At 71.1% G+C, this 14,820-nt stretch carries 8 protein-coding genes and 1 tRNA gene; 4 read left to right on the top strand and 5 right to left on the bottom strand.

What is annotated here, in order from left to right:
* Positions 1-9: 9 nt before the first annotated feature.
* Both ACHFIV_RS15620 and ACHFIV_RS15615 read right to left on the bottom strand, forming a co-directional pair.
* Positions 10-83 (bottom strand) — tRNA-Ala (locus ACHFIV_RS15620).
* A 50-nt stretch (positions 84-133) separates the two neighbouring features.
* Positions 134-580, bottom strand: coding sequence for an anthrone oxygenase family protein (locus tag ACHFIV_RS15615; RefSeq protein ID WP_398968479.1), 447 nt, complete (start codon positions 578-580; stop codon positions 134-136).
* Between the two features lie 91 nt (positions 581-671).
* Here ACHFIV_RS15615 and ACHFIV_RS15610 point away from each other — a divergent pair, with 91 nt between their 5' ends.
* Complete coding sequence (locus ACHFIV_RS15610) at positions 672-1,250, top strand: TetR/AcrR family transcriptional regulator (RefSeq protein WP_398968477.1); 579 nt, start codon at positions 672-674, stop codon at positions 1,248-1,250.
* Positions 1,251-1,560: 310 nt separating this feature from the next.
* On the opposite strand, the gene ACHFIV_RS15605 is transcribed toward ACHFIV_RS15610, so the two are convergent.
* Both ACHFIV_RS15605 and ACHFIV_RS15600 read right to left on the bottom strand, forming a co-directional pair.
* Positions 1,561-4,506: an FG-GAP-like repeat-containing protein gene (locus ACHFIV_RS15605; RefSeq protein WP_398968474.1), complete on the bottom strand. Its 2,946-nt coding sequence runs from the start codon at positions 4,504-4,506 to the stop codon at positions 1,561-1,563.
* A complete protein-coding gene (locus ACHFIV_RS15600) occupies positions 4,506-7,061 on the bottom strand; it encodes a S8 family serine peptidase (protein ID WP_398968472.1) in 2,556 nt (851 codons plus the stop codon). The genes ACHFIV_RS15605 and ACHFIV_RS15600 overlap by 1 nt, the downstream gene beginning before the upstream one ends.
* A 229-nt stretch (positions 7,062-7,290) precedes the next feature.
* Here ACHFIV_RS15600 and ACHFIV_RS15595 point away from each other — a divergent pair, with 229 nt between their 5' ends.
* The 3 genes from ACHFIV_RS15595 to ACHFIV_RS15585 all read left to right on the top strand — a co-directional run bounded on the left by ACHFIV_RS15595 (position 7,291) and on the right by ACHFIV_RS15585 (position 10,467).
* Entirely contained in the window at positions 7,291-7,416 is a 126-nt protein-coding gene (locus ACHFIV_RS15595) for a hypothetical protein (RefSeq protein WP_398968469.1), read from the top strand.
* Between the two features lie 86 nt (positions 7,417-7,502).
* The gene (locus ACHFIV_RS15590) at positions 7,503-9,395 is read left to right on the top strand and encodes an alkyl/aryl-sulfatase (RefSeq protein ID WP_398968467.1); all 1,893 of its coding nucleotides are present in this window, start codon (positions 7,503-7,505) and stop codon (positions 9,393-9,395) included.
* Between the two features lie 52 nt (positions 9,396-9,447).
* Positions 9,448-10,467 carry a DUF389 domain-containing protein gene (locus tag ACHFIV_RS15585; RefSeq protein WP_398968465.1) on the top strand — a complete coding sequence of 340 codons (1,020 nt, stop codon included), beginning with the start codon at positions 9,448-9,450 and terminating at the stop codon, positions 10,465-10,467.
* 610 nt (positions 10,468-11,077) lie between these two features.
* Here the strand turns inward: ACHFIV_RS15585 and ACHFIV_RS15580 are convergent.
* Positions 11,078-14,422, bottom strand: coding sequence for an ATP-binding protein (locus tag ACHFIV_RS15580; RefSeq protein WP_398968462.1), 3,345 nt, complete (start codon positions 14,420-14,422; stop codon positions 11,078-11,080).
* Between the last annotated feature and the right edge of the window lie 398 nt (positions 14,423-14,820).

Genomic DNA, 14,820 nt, shown 5'->3' with positions numbered 1-14,820 from the left:
GGGGCGGGATGGGGCCGACCGGATTCGAACCGGCGTCCTCCCACATGCGGTGAAGGCGCGACAACCACTGCGCTACAAGCCCCACCCCGCTCGCGATCCTACGTGGCACCGGCACCGGTATCGGCGTGCGGGTTCAGATAAGGCCGGCGGCCAGCAGGGTGAAGGCGGCGACGATGACGGCGACGCGGACGTAGTGGTAGCGGTCCCAGCGGTTCATCTGCTGCTTCCAGTCGGCGGGCCGGTTCTCAGGGGTCCACGTCTTGCCCCGGTTGTTGATCGGGACGAGCAGCAGGACCGACATGATCACGCTGAGGAGCAGCAGCGCGCCGGCGGTGACGACGAGGCCGGTGCCGTCACGCCCCCATCCGGCGACGGCCCGGACCGCCACGAGGACGAGCGAGGTGATGTACCAGGCCGGCATCACCGCGCCGAGCATCCGTCCGCCGTGGGCACGGCCGAGCTGGCCTCCGTCGCCGGGGAGCGCGTTGAAGATCCGGTTCATGACGAAGGCGACGGAGAACTCCACCCCCACCATCACGCCGACGACCACGGTGGTGAAGACCTCGAGTGCGTTGAGCATGGGTCACCTCTCGGGAATCTAGCGTTGATAGCTGATGTGGCAACGCTAGACCTTCAATTGCTCGGTTGTCTAGCAGTGCTAGGGTCGGGTCATGTCGGTAAAGGAACGCAAGGAGCGTGAACGGGCGGCGCGCGAACGCCTCATCTTGGCGACCGCCCGAGAACTGGCCGAACAGCAGGGCTGGGACGCCGTCACCACCCGTCGGCTCGCGGAGCGCATCGAGTACAGCCAGCCCGTCCTGTACAGCCATTTCCGCGGCAAGCGGGAGATCATCGGCGCCGTCGCCCTGGAAGGCGCCACCGAGATGGCTGCGGAGCTGAGAGCCGCGGCTCGTGCGGCGGACGGGCCGCGCGCCCGGGTCGCCACCCTCGCTCGCGCCTACCTCGAGTTCGCCGAGCGCAATCCGGCGGTCTACGACGCGATGTTCCAGCTCGACGGCGGCCTGGCCTTCGCCAAGGAGGACACTCCGGAGCCTCTGAAGGACGCCTTCGCCGTGCTGTCGGAAAGCCTCGGAGAGGTCGCGGGGGACAACGTGCACCCGGGACTGTTCACCGAGGTGTTCTGGGCGTCACTGCACGGCCTTGCGACTCTGACCCGGGCGGGACGGCTGCCGCCGGAGGACACCGACCGGAGGACGGAGCTGCTGGTGGACCGGCTCGCCGTGCTCTGACGTACCGCTACCGCTGGGTATCCGCATCCGGTCCCGTGTGACGCGGAGCGATGTGGAAGGGGTACGGCGATGGACGACTGTCCGCTGCTGCGTCTGTTCCTCACGATGCTGAACTTCTGCCGGCCGCGCGGCAGCGAGCACGGGGAGGAGCTCGCCGGGAGGAAGCGGAACGACGATCCGACCCCGGAGGAGTACGAGAGGGCGAAGGCGAAGGTCCTCGCCCGAGCCCGGACCCGTGGGCGCGGCGAAGACCCCCCGGCCATGGCCAGGGGGTCTCTTCCGGGGCTCGTCCGGCCGAGCCCCGGTGACGTCACGACAGCTTGTACGTGGTCATCTGGTTGATGCCGTTGTCCGTGTCGCTGACGCGCGAACCCAGTTGCTGCGCCATCCGGTCATAGCCGGTGTCGTCGAAGTTGAGCGAGATCATCTCCTCCGCGCCATCGCCGTCGAGGTCGGCGGCGAGATAGTTGCGGCCGCTCATGACAGTGGCACCGCCCACGCCGGAGTTGAACGACCAGCCGTTGGTCAGGACCGAGGGGTCCCACGCGCCCACACCGGCCTCGGTGCCGCCCGCCACCAGCTTCCGTCCTCCGGGGCCTGTGATGAACTGAGCGGTCCGCAGGGACCCGGAGACCGAACTGGTGGTCTGCCCGCCGTCGGAGCCGTAGCCACGGAACGTACCGAAACTCAGGGCGTACAGGGGGTCGTTCGCACCGTCGATGAAGAAGTTGCCGTGGGACCAGGGGCTTCCGGTGGCGCCCCGGTGCAGGACCTCGCCGGTGCGCCCGTCACGGATCTCGACGATGACGCGCGGGCTGGGCGCCTCGGTCCCCGAGCCGAAGTCGGGCTCCGACCGCATGATCCAGGTGTGAACGACCGCGTGACCGTCCGCATAGGGAATCTTCGGCGAGGCGAAGACGGCGCTGTCGAGGAGTGCGCCCGTCAGCTTCCCGCCCACGGCCTCTGCCGGAGCCTCCGGATCGGCCGTCCAGCGCACCGCGCCCGTCGCGCCGTCGAGCGCGGCACCGTTCACGACGGCGTCGTCGAGGCCCAGCGCACCGACGCTGGTGTACTGCGTGTACACCCGCTCGTCGCCCACCGCCGTGTCGGAGAAGACCACGTCGCCGGCGCTCGCGGGCGCCGAGTACGTCCAGAGCTTGCTTCCCCTGCCGTCGTAGACGCGCAGCGCGTCGGTCGGGACGACGATCTCGTCCTTGCCCCTGCCGTCGACATCGGCGACGGTGACCGAGCGGACGTACTGCCCATGGCCGTCGATGGTGCTCAGGATCTTGCCGGTCCGGCCGTCGAGAACGACCGTCGCGTCGTCCGCGGCGACGACGATCTCGGGCTTGCTGTCCCCGGTCACGTCACCGGTCTCGATGCGGTGCACCGAACCGCCCACGGCAGACTGCCACAGCTTCTTCGGCGTGCCGTCGACGAGGGAGGTGCCGGAGTAGGCCCACACGCCGTTGGAGACGCCGCCGGCCACGACATCCGGCTTCGTGTCACCGTCGAGGTCGACCGCCTCTGCGTACGCCACCGAGCTCCGCAGAGGTGTCAGATCCTGCTGCCGGCCGTTGCCCAACCTGTACGTCCGGACGTTCTGCTCCAGGTCGACGACCCGGACGTAGGTCTCGTGCTCACGGTTGAGGACCTGCTGGAACATCGGTGACGCGGTGGGCCCGGCCTGCTCCCAGCGCACGTCACCCTTGCCGTCGAAAACCGTCAGCCTGGCCAGTCGGCCGCCGCCGGAATTGTCGGCCGTGTCCAGGCCCTCGTCGTTCTGCGCGGAGGCGACCAGGCGGCCGTCCGCGATGTCCAGACGCCAGGTGCTGGCGGCGTCGTGACCGTTGCCGGGGTCCCGCTTGGTGGTGTGCGACCACAGAACGGTGTCCGGGGCCGCACCGTCGAGCACGCGGACCGTGCTCGCGTTCACATACAGATTCGGGTCGAGCGTGGACTCGGCGACCGCGTACTCGGTCCTCCTGTCGCCGCGCAGGTCCCCGATCGTCATGGCGGTCGGCAGGACGTTAGAGCGGGCGTCCAGTACGGTCCGGTCGCCGTCGGACGACGCGTACGACACGATCTCGTACCGCACACCGTCGGTGGAGTCGGACTGCTCCAGGCTGATGAGCCGCTCACGCGAGGCGTCCAGGTGCAGCTGACGGCTGTACAGGGAACCGTCGTTCTGCCAGGAGACGGAACCGTCGGCGGTGTCCAGGACGAGCGTGCGGTTGCGGGACGGCGACGTAGCGGCCTTCGGCACGTTCCAGGAGGCGGCGGCCCGGCCCTCGCCGAGCGACTCCAGGGCTCCCCAGGTGGCGGCGGTCTCCCCGGTGTCGTACGTCCAGGTCGACGACGGGGTCAGCGCTCCGCCGGCGTACGAGAAGCGGATGCCGCTGAGCGTGGCCGTCTGCGTGGCCGGCGCGTTCTGGTTGTAGTCGGGTGAGTCGCCGACCAGCAGCGTGCCGCCCGTGATCTTGACCGAGGTCGCGTACGAGTACAGCCTCGACCACAGGGTGCTGCCGGTGCGGCCGTCGAGCACCGTCACGAACGTGCCGGTGGGCAACGGGGAGCCCGGTGAGGTGAAGGGGCGGTAGGGAGCCGAGCCGACGCCCGCGGAGAAGACGACGTCAGGTGTGCCGTCGCCCGTCAGGTCTCCTGTGTCGAACCCCTGGTCGGATGCGGGTGTGAAAGGGCTCACGGCGTTGTAGCCCATCACGATGCGCGCCGGGTACGGCTCGGCCTGCCATACGCGGACCGGCTTGACCTTCCAGTCCGCGTACAGCGACGCGTTGGTGCGCTCCCACGTGCTGGTGCCGTCGGCGCGGTGCAGCTGAACGTTGCCGAGGCTGTGCACCGTGAAGTAACTGCCGTCGGAGCCGGCGGACACGGTGGCTCCGACGCCGCGGACCCCCTCCAGCGTGGACGTGCCGGTGAAGGTGACGGGCGTGTCGACCGCGGTGGTGCCCGACTTCGCGCCGTGACCCCCGGAGTCCGGGGCCACCTCGGCCGGGCCCCTGCCGGAGGTGTCGCCGCCCGGCTCGGCGTTCCCGGCGTCGTGGGACTCCGCGGTGTCACCGTAGACGTCGACCTGAGCGTGCGCGGTCAGCTCCGCTGCCTGCGCGCTGCTCAGCTTCATCCCCGGACCGTCGTCCTCGGCGGCCAGTGCGTGCGGGGCCGCGGTCAGCGCGAGACCCGCCGCGGCCAGGGCGGAGGCGAGCCGCAGGGCCCGCCGGGAGGTATGGGCTCTCATCACTTGGCTCCCTGCGCGATGCGAACGGCCGAGCCGTTCGTCAGGACCGGCTGGTTGAAGGAGTACTGAAGTGCGTCCGTGCCGGATTGGTTCTCGATGCCGACCGTTGCCTTGCCGCCGTTCCCGGGAACCGACAGGTACTGGAAGGTGATGGCGCCGGTGGCCTCGTCGAAGACCACCTCGAAGGTGGCGCGGCCGGCGGGGCCGTCGGCGAAGAGCACGTTGTCCCAGACGATGGCGAACTTCCTGTTGCCGCCGGTGCCGGTGGTCGCCGTCTGTACGCTGGACCTCTTGTCGAGGGTGAGGTCGTCCCACAGAGGCGCGACGATGCCGTTCGGCTTCGCGGCGGCCGGCAGGGCCGTGTTGGTGTAGTCGCCGACGCGTGGCTCCAGGAAGTTGACGAGGCCGTTGGTGGTCACGGCGGCGCTGGTGTACGAGACGCCGTACAGCTTCACGGGGAAGGGCAGCGAGACGTTCCGGGCGTCCTCGTCACCACTGAGGGCCACCTTGCCGGAGCCCTTGATCCACGCGTACGTGGCCGGGGCGCAGCTGTTGCCGGCGGCGTCGGCGCGCGCCGGGAGCCGGAGGGTCAGCGACTCGTCGCCGTCGACCGTGAGGGCGGTGGATCGGACGCCGTTGCACAGGAGCGGGGCCGCGGGCGAGGCGGTCAGCGTGTAGGAGCCCTCAGCGACCTTCGGCAGGGTGAAGCGGCCGGAGGAGTCCGTGGTGACCGCGGGGAGCGGGACGCCCTCGACGGTGACCGTGGTCCTGGCGAGCGGCTTGCCGGTGACGTCGAGGACGGTGCCGGACACCGCGTGCGTGGTGACGGGCTCCAGCGCCAGGTCCTGAGCGACGTCCTGTCCCGCGGCGAGCTCCAGACCCGTCACCGAGCGGACGGCGTAACCGTATCCGGAGTAGGAGAGCGAGTACGTGCCCACGGGCAGCGACAGCCGGTACGAGCCGTCGGAGCCGGTGGTGACGGTACGGCTGGTGGCGTCGTTCTCGGCCTTGACGGCGACACCGGTCAGTGCGGCGCCGGTGACCTTGTCGGTGACCTTGTCGGTGACCTTGTCGGTGACCTTGCCGGTGACGGTCCCGGCGGTGTGCGGAGCCTTGTCGACCGAGGCGAAGATGTCGAGCTTGCCCTCGCCCCACACGTTGTTCATGCCGGCGGTGCCGCCGCAGTGCGTGTCGTCGACGTCGATCGCGCCCTCGTTCAGTGCCGCGCGTGTGCCGTCGATGTCACCGATGAGGGAGGGAGCCGACGACCACAGCAGGGCGACGGCACCCGCGACGTGCGGCGTCGCCATCGACGTACCGGAGGACACCTTGTACGTCGAACCGGGCCAGGTGGAGCGAACGTCGACACCCGGAGCCGAGATGTCCGGCTTCGCGGAGCCGTCGACGAGGGACGGGCCGAAGCCGGAGAACGAGGCGATCCTGCCGCTCACGTCGTACGCGCCCACGCCGTAGGCGGGTGCCTGGGCGCCGGGGGCCTCCGCGGTGGAGCAGGTCGTGCCGTTGCCGGCGTTCCCTGCGGCGAACGCCTCGAAGATGCCGACGGCGTTCCACGCCTCGACGATGTCCTGGTAGAAGGTGGTGTTGCCGCCGCCCCAGGAGTTGTTGACGATGTTCGGTGCCAGTTCGGGGCGCGGGTTCTGCCCGCTGCTGTCGGTCGGGGCGAGGATCCACTGGCCGGCGGCCAGGAGTGAGGAGTCCGAGCAGGAGGACGTCTCGCAGCCCTTCGCGGCGATCCACGTGGCGTTCGGCGCTACGCCGATGCCGTGCTTGCCGGCCATCGTGCCCATGGTGTGGGTGCCATGGCCGTTGTTGTCGCAGGGCAGCCCGCTCGCGCCGCACTGGCCGGTCGCGTCGAAGAAGTTGTAGTCGTGCGTGAAGGAGCCGTCGCCGTTGTTGCCCCGGTAGTTCGCCACCAGGTCGGGGTGGTCGAACTGCACACCGGAGTCGATGTTCGCGATGACGACGCCCTCGCCGCGGGTGTCGTACTGCGACCAGACCTGGTCGGCCTTGATGTCCTTGACACCCCATTCGGGCGTGCCGTCGACGGTGGCCGCCGCGGCCGAGACCTGGCTCTCCGTCTCGTCGAGCCCGTAGTGCTGCTCCTTGACCACCCGCGCGACATCGGAGCGCTTCGCTATCCGGTCGACGAGCTTCTTGTCACCGGTGACCTGGACGGCGTTGGCGATCCAGAAGTCCTGGTGTCCGACCTTCTCCCTGTCGAGAAACGCGGTCAGGGACTTCTGGCTGCTCCCCGCCTCGGCACGCAGGGCGTCGAAGGCCGCCTTCGTCTTCGCGGAGTGCGAACGCTTGCTCCGGGCGGAGGTGAGATCGGCCTGGTCCTCCAGGACCACGAAGAAGGACGCGTCCTGGCCGCTGTCGACGGCTCGGAGGAGTGCGGCGTCGATCTTCGCGGACGGTGCGGGGGCGGCCTCGGCGACCTCGCCGGCCGGCAGACCGGCCAGCAAGGCCGCCGTGGCGAGTGCGGCGGTCGCCCACACGGCGGATCTGCGCCAGGGGGGTCGGGGCAGGTGCATCGGGGAGCTCCTAGAGACGGTGCAGGGGGGCTTTTGACCCTAGGAAGACACCGTTACAAAATCATTACTGGCCGTTCCCGAGCCCCGGCCCGCCCCGCCGGGCCACGCTCGGCATCGCGCATCGCGCATCGCGCATCGCGCAACGGGCCGGCGGAGCCGACTCGGCGCTCACCGGATTCAGGCCGGCGGCGGTCACCGGGTGGTCCAGTCCGGGCGGACGACCGCCGAAATGGTCGGTCATTCCGGTCCGCTGGTCGGCACCATCATCCACGTCCACGTCAGCGAGGACCAGAATCCGTTGCGCAGGGCCTTGGTGACCGGTCCGGACAACGATCCGCCGACCGGAGAACACTGAACGGCTGCCCGCTCGGCAGGGCGGGGATTCCTTCGACACGCGGCAGGTACGAGACGTTTCCGTGACTGAACGGGCAATCTGGTCGAATGGTCACCACCCCGAAACCGGCCCGGCCGTTCATCGCCCGGCAGCAGGCGCAACTGCGTCAGCACTTCCCGTTCTCGGACACGCAGGACTTCGACGATGCGACGCGAGGGTTCATCGGACGGCGTGAGCCGAGTGCCGTCACGGCCGAGGACGGCACCACGCTCTGGGACAACGACACCTATGCGTTCCTCGAGGGCGAGGCCCCCGACACGGTGAATCCCAGTCTGTGGCGCCAGTCCCGACTGGTGGCCACACAAGGGCTGTTCGAGGTGGTCGAGGGGATCTACCAGGTCCGCGGCTTCGACCTGTCGAACGTGACCTTCGTCGAAGGCTCCACGGGTGTCGTCGTGATCGACCCGCTGCTCTCCGTGGAGACGGCAGCGGCAGCGATCGCGCTCTACCGCGAGCACCGTGGCGACCGGCAGGTGACCGGCGTCGTCTACACCCATTCACACGTCGACCACTTCGGCGGAGTCAAAGGCGTCACCACGCAGGAGGACGTCGATGCCGGGCGGGTGCCCGTCCTGGCTCCTGCGGGCTTCACCCATCACGCGGTCGCGGAAAACGTCTACGCCGGCATCGCGATGGGGCGAAGGGCCGCATACATGTACGGGGCCGCGCTCGCCCGGGGTCCGCAGGGGCAGGTCGGTGCCGGGCTGGGGCAGACGACGTCGACGGGCACCATCACCCTCATCCCCCCGACCGTGGACATCACGCAGACGGGCCAGGAAGAAGCCGTCGACGGGGTACGCATGGTCTTCCAGATGGCCCCGGACACCGAGGCGCCGTCGGAGATGCTCATCCACTTCCCCGACTTCAAGGCCCTGTGTGCGGCCGAGGACGCCACGCACACGCTGCACAACCTGCTGACACTGCGCGGCGCGGTGGTCCGTGACCCGCGCTCGTGGTCGCAGTACCTCACCGAGTCGATCGACCTCTTCGGCGACAGGACGGACGTGGTCTTCGCGTCACACCACTGGCCCACCTGGGGACAGGAACGTGCGGTGCACTACCTCAGCATCCAGCGGGACCTGTACGGCTACCTGCACGACCAGTCGCTGCGCCTGATCAACAAGGGGTGGACCGGCACGGAGATCGCCGAGCACCTCGAGCTGCCTCCGGCGCTGGAGAACGCGTGGAGCACCCACGGTTACTACGGCTCGGTCAGCCACAACCTCAAGGCCGTCTACCAGCGGTACATGGGATGGTTCGACGGCAACCCCGCGCACCTGTGGCAGCACACCCCTGTCGAGGCCGGAAAGCGGTACGTGGAGTTCATGGGCGGGGCGGACGCGGTGGTAGACAAGGCGCGCGGCTCCTTCGAGCAGGGCGACCTCCGCTGGGCCGCCGAAGTGCTGAGCCATGTCGTGTTCGCCCAGCCGGACCACCCAGCGGCACGCGAGCTGCTCGCCGACACCTACGAGCAGCTCGGCTACGGCTCGGAGAACGGCACATGGCGCAACTTCTATCTGTCCGGTGCCACCGAACTGCGTCAGGGACGGTTCGGCACCCCCACGGTCGCGGCGTCACCGGACGTCATCGCGAACCTCACGCCGCCCATGCTGTTCGACGCGATCGCTGTCCGGATCGACGGACCGAAGGCATGGGAGGAGACTCTCAGCATCGACGTCCACATCACCGACTCCGGCGAGCGGTACCGGCTCCGTCTGGCCAACGGCGTGCTCACGTACTCCGCAGCGGCACAGAAGGGCAGAGCGGACCTCACCCTGGGGGCGACCGCCCGCGCCCTGCCGGCGCTCGCCCTGGGCAACCTGTCGCCGGAGCGTCTTGCCGAGGCGGGCATCCAGGTCGACGGGGACGCCTCCGTTCTCGGCCGGCTCGCCGCTGTGCTCGACCCGGGCGACCAGGACTTCCCGATCGTCACCCCCTGACCCACGGACCCCGAAAGCCGTTCCACGTCGCGTCACCGAAGGAGCACCGGTCATGGCGGCAGTCGACGTGATCGCGGTCCACCGGATGACGGAGACCCTGTTCATCGACCGGAGGCTGCGGAGCCCCAGTTCGACGCGGTTCTGGGGACTGCTCGTGCTGGCCTCGGTCATCGCGAGCGCCGGAGTGGTCGGGGACTCGACGGCCACGGTCATCGGCGCGATGATCGTGGCTCCGCTGATGACCCCCATCCTCGGCTGTGCGCTGGCGCTCGTTCTCGCCGACCGGTGGCAGGTCGTACGGTGCGTGCTGCTGGTGATCGGAGGGGCGCTGGCGGTGGTGGTGATCGGCATGCTGCTCGGCTGGGTCGTCTCCCCGCCGGACGGCTTCTCCTCCAACAGCCAGGTGTCCTCCCGGATCAGCCCCCGCCTCATCGACCTGCTCGCCGCCCTGGCCACGGGGACCGTCGGCGCCTTCGCGCTCGTCCGCGCCGATATCTCCGACACCCTGCCCGGTGTGGCGATCGCCATCTCGCTGGTTCCGCCGCTCGCGGTGACGGGCCTGCTGATCACGGTCGGCCGGTACCACGACGCCGCCGAGGCGGCGTTGCTCTTCGGGACCAACGTGGCCGCCATCGTGGCGACCGGAACGCTCGTGTTCCTCATCTACGGCGTCCGCGGCGCAGCCCGCGAGTCGGGACTGCGAGTGGGCAGGTTCCGCGGACGGACTCTGGTCGCGGTCGCGAGTGTGGTCCTGCTCGTCGCTGTGCCCCTGACGCACGGAACAGTGTCCGTCGCCCGTGACCGCACGCTCGCGGCTGACGCCAGGCCGGTCGCCGAGAAGTGGGCAACGACGCGCGACTGGCAGATCGCCTCGGTCGAGGCCCGGAACGGCACCGTCGTCGTCAGTGTCCTCGGGCTCCCGCCGCAGCCCGCTCCCAACGCGTTGCGCACCGCCCTCGACCGCGAAGGATTGGCGGACGCGGACCTCGAACTGCGCCTGGTGGGCGGCCGGACACACTGGTGCCCGGCCGAGACGGACGGCTGTACGGTGCGGAACGCTGAGCACAGCTGACCCGCGGGGACGGCCGCCGTCGACCGGCCGACCGCATTCCGGCCGCCCGGCCGCAAGGGCCACCGTGGCAACCGCCCGCGCCCCGTCCCGAAGAAGCCAGCCTCCCGGGCGGGAGCGTACCGGTGGGCAGGACACGGTCGCCGGCGAGTCGTGACGCGCAGGAGGCGTCGGCGAACGCGGTGGGTGAGCTGCGGACCAGCACGGAGCCCCCGCAGGGCCAGCGGCCGCAACGATCCGTTCGCCACGCGCATCGTCGGCCTGCCCGACACGGAGAGCCGTGAACTGCTTCGTCAGCCGGTGCTCAAGGCACATGTCGCCGAGTTCAGGTCGGCTTCCACTCGGAGCCCCGGCACGGTCGCGCTCACCGGATCCCGGCTCGCCCGACACGGCTCCGGACGCGCGTGTGCACACCACCACGCCCAGGCTTGGCGGGTCTGCCGGGCATCTACGTATGGGTACTGCGCGGCTGGTTCACGCTCCGACCCGCTCGCGGTGCGATCTCGCCGGTGCGGCGCGCCTGCGCGAAGCCGACAGCCCGATGGGCGCCGGCCCGGGGGCCCGGCCCCGGCGGCGGTGCCGCGAGCCACGGAGCCGCGTGGGTTCGTCGTGCTCAGCGATGCCACGTCTCGTGCAGCAGATTCCTCGCCCATGCCGCCCGGCGTGCGCCGGCCGGATACGGCAGTGCTTCGGCCAGCGACTCGGCCCGTTCCAGCTCCGTCGTGCCCTCCGCCGTCCGGGCGAGCCAGGCCAGCGACGCTCCGAGCACGATCCGCGCCTCCACCTCGGCGAGGCGTTCCCCGGTGCGCTCGGCCCGCGCCACCTCGGCGCCTGCGAGCCGCACCGCGGCTTCGGCTCGCTCCGACAGGAGCTCCGCCCAGGCCACCAGCACCGGGGCGTCGTCGGCGTACCCGTCCAGGGCGCGCAGCGCGTCGTCCGGACGACGCGCGTGCAGCGCGAGCTCGGCACGCGCCGTGCGCACCTCGTGCTCCGCCTGCCGGTCTCCGTACGCGGCCGCCACCCGTTCGGCGCGGTCCAGGAGGGCTGTGCCCTCCGCCGTCTCCCCGGAGAAGAGCCGCACACGCGCCATCGTCGCGAGCGTGTAGGGAAAGCACCACGCGTCGTACGCCTCCGCGCCGGCAACCGCCTGCTCGGCGAGGACACCAGCCGGCTCGGGGGCCTCCAGCAGGAGTTGCAGCTCAGCGAGGTTCGTCCGCTCGAACGCGGCCGCCGTCGGATCACCGGACTGCTCAGCCAGACCGAGCGCACGCGCTCCGATCTCGACCGCCTGGCGCAGCCGGCCGGACCGCCGGGCGTTCTCGCGCAGCGTCGACAGGACCGAGCCGAGCAAGGTCGGATCTCCGTACGCCTCGGCCGGGGCGAGTGCCTCATCACCCGCCTCGCGCGCTTGGTCGAAGCGGCCGGCGAGTCCCAGGTTGGCGGCCAGCAGAGCGAACGCGCGGGCCACGAGCCCCTGTCCCCGCGGGCCCGGAACGCCGCGCGCGGCCGCCAGGGCGCTCCGGGCGACCTCCGCTCCGGCTGTGTACCGTCCCTGGACGCAGCGGAGGACGGACCAGGCGAGGAAGTGGGCGGCGGCCGGTTCCGGGGCCGTGTCCGTGGTCACCGGGTGCTCCCGCAGAGCTCTGTGGCCGGATCGGGGGGCACCGGCCTTGACGAGTGTCTCGGCGAGCAGCGCCGCCGCGAGGACCGCGTCGTCGTGCTCGCCGCGTCGCTCGAACTCGGCCAGGGCGAGCCGCACGGTGTCGGCCGCCTGAGTGAAATGGCCCATTCTCCGCAGGACATGGGCGTGCGCCAGCCGCGCCCGGGCCGCGTCGATGTCCAGCCGGTCCACCAGATCCCGGTAGTAGCGGTCGGCGGTGTCATTCGCATACAGGGCCGCTGCGCGCTCGGCCGCGCGGCGCAGGTATTCCGCCGCGCGTGGGTCGTCGGCGCGGGCGAAGTGCGAGGCAAGTGTGTCCACCGCGTCGGGCCGGCGACGTTGCACGGCCTGCGCGAACGCGGCGTGCAACTGCCTGCGGCGGACCACGGTCAACTGTTCGTAGCACGTCAGCCGGACCAGCGGATGCCGGAAGGCCACCCCCGCCACGGGGCGTCCGGCCACCACGATCTGCCGTTCTTCGACGAGGGAGGCGGAGATGGCCCGTTCCAGGGCATCGGCCGCAGCAGCGCCGCGCACCGGCGGGTGCATCCCGTCTCCGGCGACATCCAGCAGTTCCGACAGCGCGGCCTCACCTCCGGCCACGGAGAGCGCCTCGACGATGCGGCGGGCGTCCGCGTCGATCCGTACGAGCCGGTCGGCGACCAGTTCCCGTACCCCTTCGGGCGCGAAGTCGCCGGTGCCGCCGGCGGACAGGTCACGGGCGAGCTCGACGGCGAACAGCGGGTTGCCGACAGAAAGTTCCCACACGCGACGGACATGTTCGTCACGCGCCACGCCCGGTGTGGCGTCGCGCGCCACGGCCAGACACGCCTCCTCGCCGAGTCGCCCCAGCTCCTCGCGCGCGCACAGACGTTGGCGAAGCAGCGAGGCGACGACCGAGCGGCGCCTGTCGTCCTCGGGGAGTTCCTCCTCGCGGTACGTCACCAGGAACCGCAACGCCGTCCCCCGCTCCACGGCCCGCCGGGCCAGATGGCCGAGCAGCTGGTACGAACCGCTGTCGGCGGCGTGCAGATCGTCGAGGACCACCAGCACCGGGCGCACCGAGGCGAGGTCGCCGAGGAGCGCCGTACTCGCCCGGAACAGCCGGTCCCGCTCCTCCTCCGGGCTGCGCTCGCTGGTCGCCCCCACCTGCCCGAGTGCAGGCAGGAATGCGGCCAGCTCGGGATACTCGGAGCCGACCCGCGCGCGCTCGGCGGCCGTGTGCCCTGCGATCCAGCCCTCCAGCGCCTCCGCGAACGCCCCGTACGGTGTGTGCCCCTCCGCGTCCTGGTTGCCGCCCCACAGCACGGCCGTCCCGGCCGCGACGGCCCGCCGCGCCACCTCGCCCGCCAGGCGGGTCTTCCCCACGCCCGCCTCGCCGGTGAGCAGCGTGACCGGAGGCCCGCCCTCCGTGAGGAGCCGGTCGAGCAAGGCGTCGCGGCCACGCAACGGCGGCGCGGAACTTCCGGCCCTCAGCGGGGCCGGGAGCAGCGGGGTGGCGGGGCCAGAGGCGGGCGCGGAGGCCAGCGCGGCCCGGTGCAAGCGTTCCGTCTCCGGCCCCGGCCGCACTCCCAGCTCCGTGTCGAGCGCCTCGCGGCACACGTGGTACTGGTGCACGGCGCGCCGGCGCAGTCCCTGGCGCAGCCAGGCCTCGATGAGGATGCGGTGGGCCAGCTCCTCGGCGGGGCTGGCCGCGAGGACCTGCTGGGCGACGGTGACCGCGTCGGCTGCCGCCCCCCGGTCCAGGTGCGCCCTGCCGAGACGGAGCAGCAACTGCTCGCGGAGCAGGGCGAGCCGGCCGCGCCGGTCGTCGGCCCACCGTGCGTAGCGGTCCTCCGGCAACAGCTCACCGGTGAAGCGGTCGAGGGCGGCGCCCAGTTCGTGCAGTCCGCCGTCGGCGAGTGCCGCTCGGGCCGCTGACTCGGCCTCGTCCGCGTCTATGCACACGGTCGCGGAGTCGAGTCGGAGGAACGCACCGTCGGAGATCAGGTACGAGGAGGCAACGCGGGGGAGGAGTTCCGGTTCCAGGGTGTGGCGAGCGCTGTGCAGAGCCACGCGCAGACTGCCCGCGGCGGTCCGCTGATCGGCGTCGGGCCAGCAGGTGGCGATGACCTGTTCCCGGTGGAGGCGGTGTCCGGGGACTACGGCGAGGAGCTTCACCAGGGCGCTCGCACCGGGTCGCGGCCACCGCTCCGCGAGCGCGGGTCCGCCGTCGCGGGTCGCCCGGAACCCACCGAAGAGGCGCAGACGCAGCACCGGTGCCGCTGTGCCGGTGCCTTCAGGTTCTCGCGCGCTCATCAGAGCGCACTGTAATGGATCAGGTGAGGTACCCACGGGCCGGACCAAGGGGTGGAAGGGTCTGGCCAGGCCTGTTTCCCGGAGCGGCTGCGCCAGGCGCGCACCCCGGCCGGGGAGCCGCTCCACGACACCTGGAGCGCCGCAGCCGCGCGCGGGCGAGGACCCGGTCGGGCGTGCGCCGGACCGGTGTGCCGTACGGCGGGCCCGCCGTACGGTTCCACCGACCGCAGTGAGCGCCACGGCGCTGTCCACCGCCGGGGCAGACGCAGCGATGCCTTGCCCCGGGTCTGCGGAAGCAGAACGTGCTTGTGTTCGACCCGGACGGAGCGTGCCTTCATGAGGGACCTGCCGGGCGCGGAGCGCCACCTGATACCCGAGGGTGGGCACTTCCTTCTCGC

The sequence above is a fragment of the Streptomyces sp. ALB3 genome, from assembly GCF_044385685.1.
In the GTDB taxonomy this organism is placed as follows: Bacteria; Actinomycetota; Actinomycetes; order Streptomycetales; family Streptomycetaceae; genus Streptomyces.
Note: the sequence above shows the minus strand (reverse complement) of the source record. Positions and strands in the feature narration are given on the sequence as shown.

Excerpts from the sequence above, each read along its gene's own strand:
- ACHFIV_RS15615 (WP_398968479.1), bottom strand. The coding sequence starts at position 580 with ATGCTCAACGCACTCGAGGTCTTCACCACCGTGGTCGTCGGCGTGATG.
- ACHFIV_RS15610 (WP_398968477.1), top strand. The coding sequence starts at position 672 with ATGTCGGTAAAGGAACGCAAGGAGCGTGAACGGGCGGCGCGCGAACGC.
- ACHFIV_RS15605 (WP_398968474.1), bottom strand. The coding sequence starts at position 4,506 with ATGAGAGCCCATACCTCCCGGCGGGCCCTGCGGCTCGCCTCCGCCCTG.
- ACHFIV_RS15600 (WP_398968472.1), bottom strand. The coding sequence starts at position 7,061 with ATGCACCTGCCCCGACCCCCCTGGCGCAGATCCGCCGTGTGGGCGACC.
- ACHFIV_RS15595 (WP_398968469.1), top strand. The coding sequence starts at position 7,291 with ATGGTCGGTCATTCCGGTCCGCTGGTCGGCACCATCATCCACGTCCAC.
- ACHFIV_RS15590 (WP_398968467.1), top strand. The coding sequence starts at position 7,503 with ATGGTCACCACCCCGAAACCGGCCCGGCCGTTCATCGCCCGGCAGCAG.
- ACHFIV_RS15585 (WP_398968465.1), top strand. The coding sequence starts at position 9,448 with ATGGCGGCAGTCGACGTGATCGCGGTCCACCGGATGACGGAGACCCTG.
- ACHFIV_RS15580 (WP_398968462.1), bottom strand. The coding sequence starts at position 14,422 with ATGAGCGCGCGAGAACCTGAAGGCACCGGCACAGCGGCACCGGTGCTG.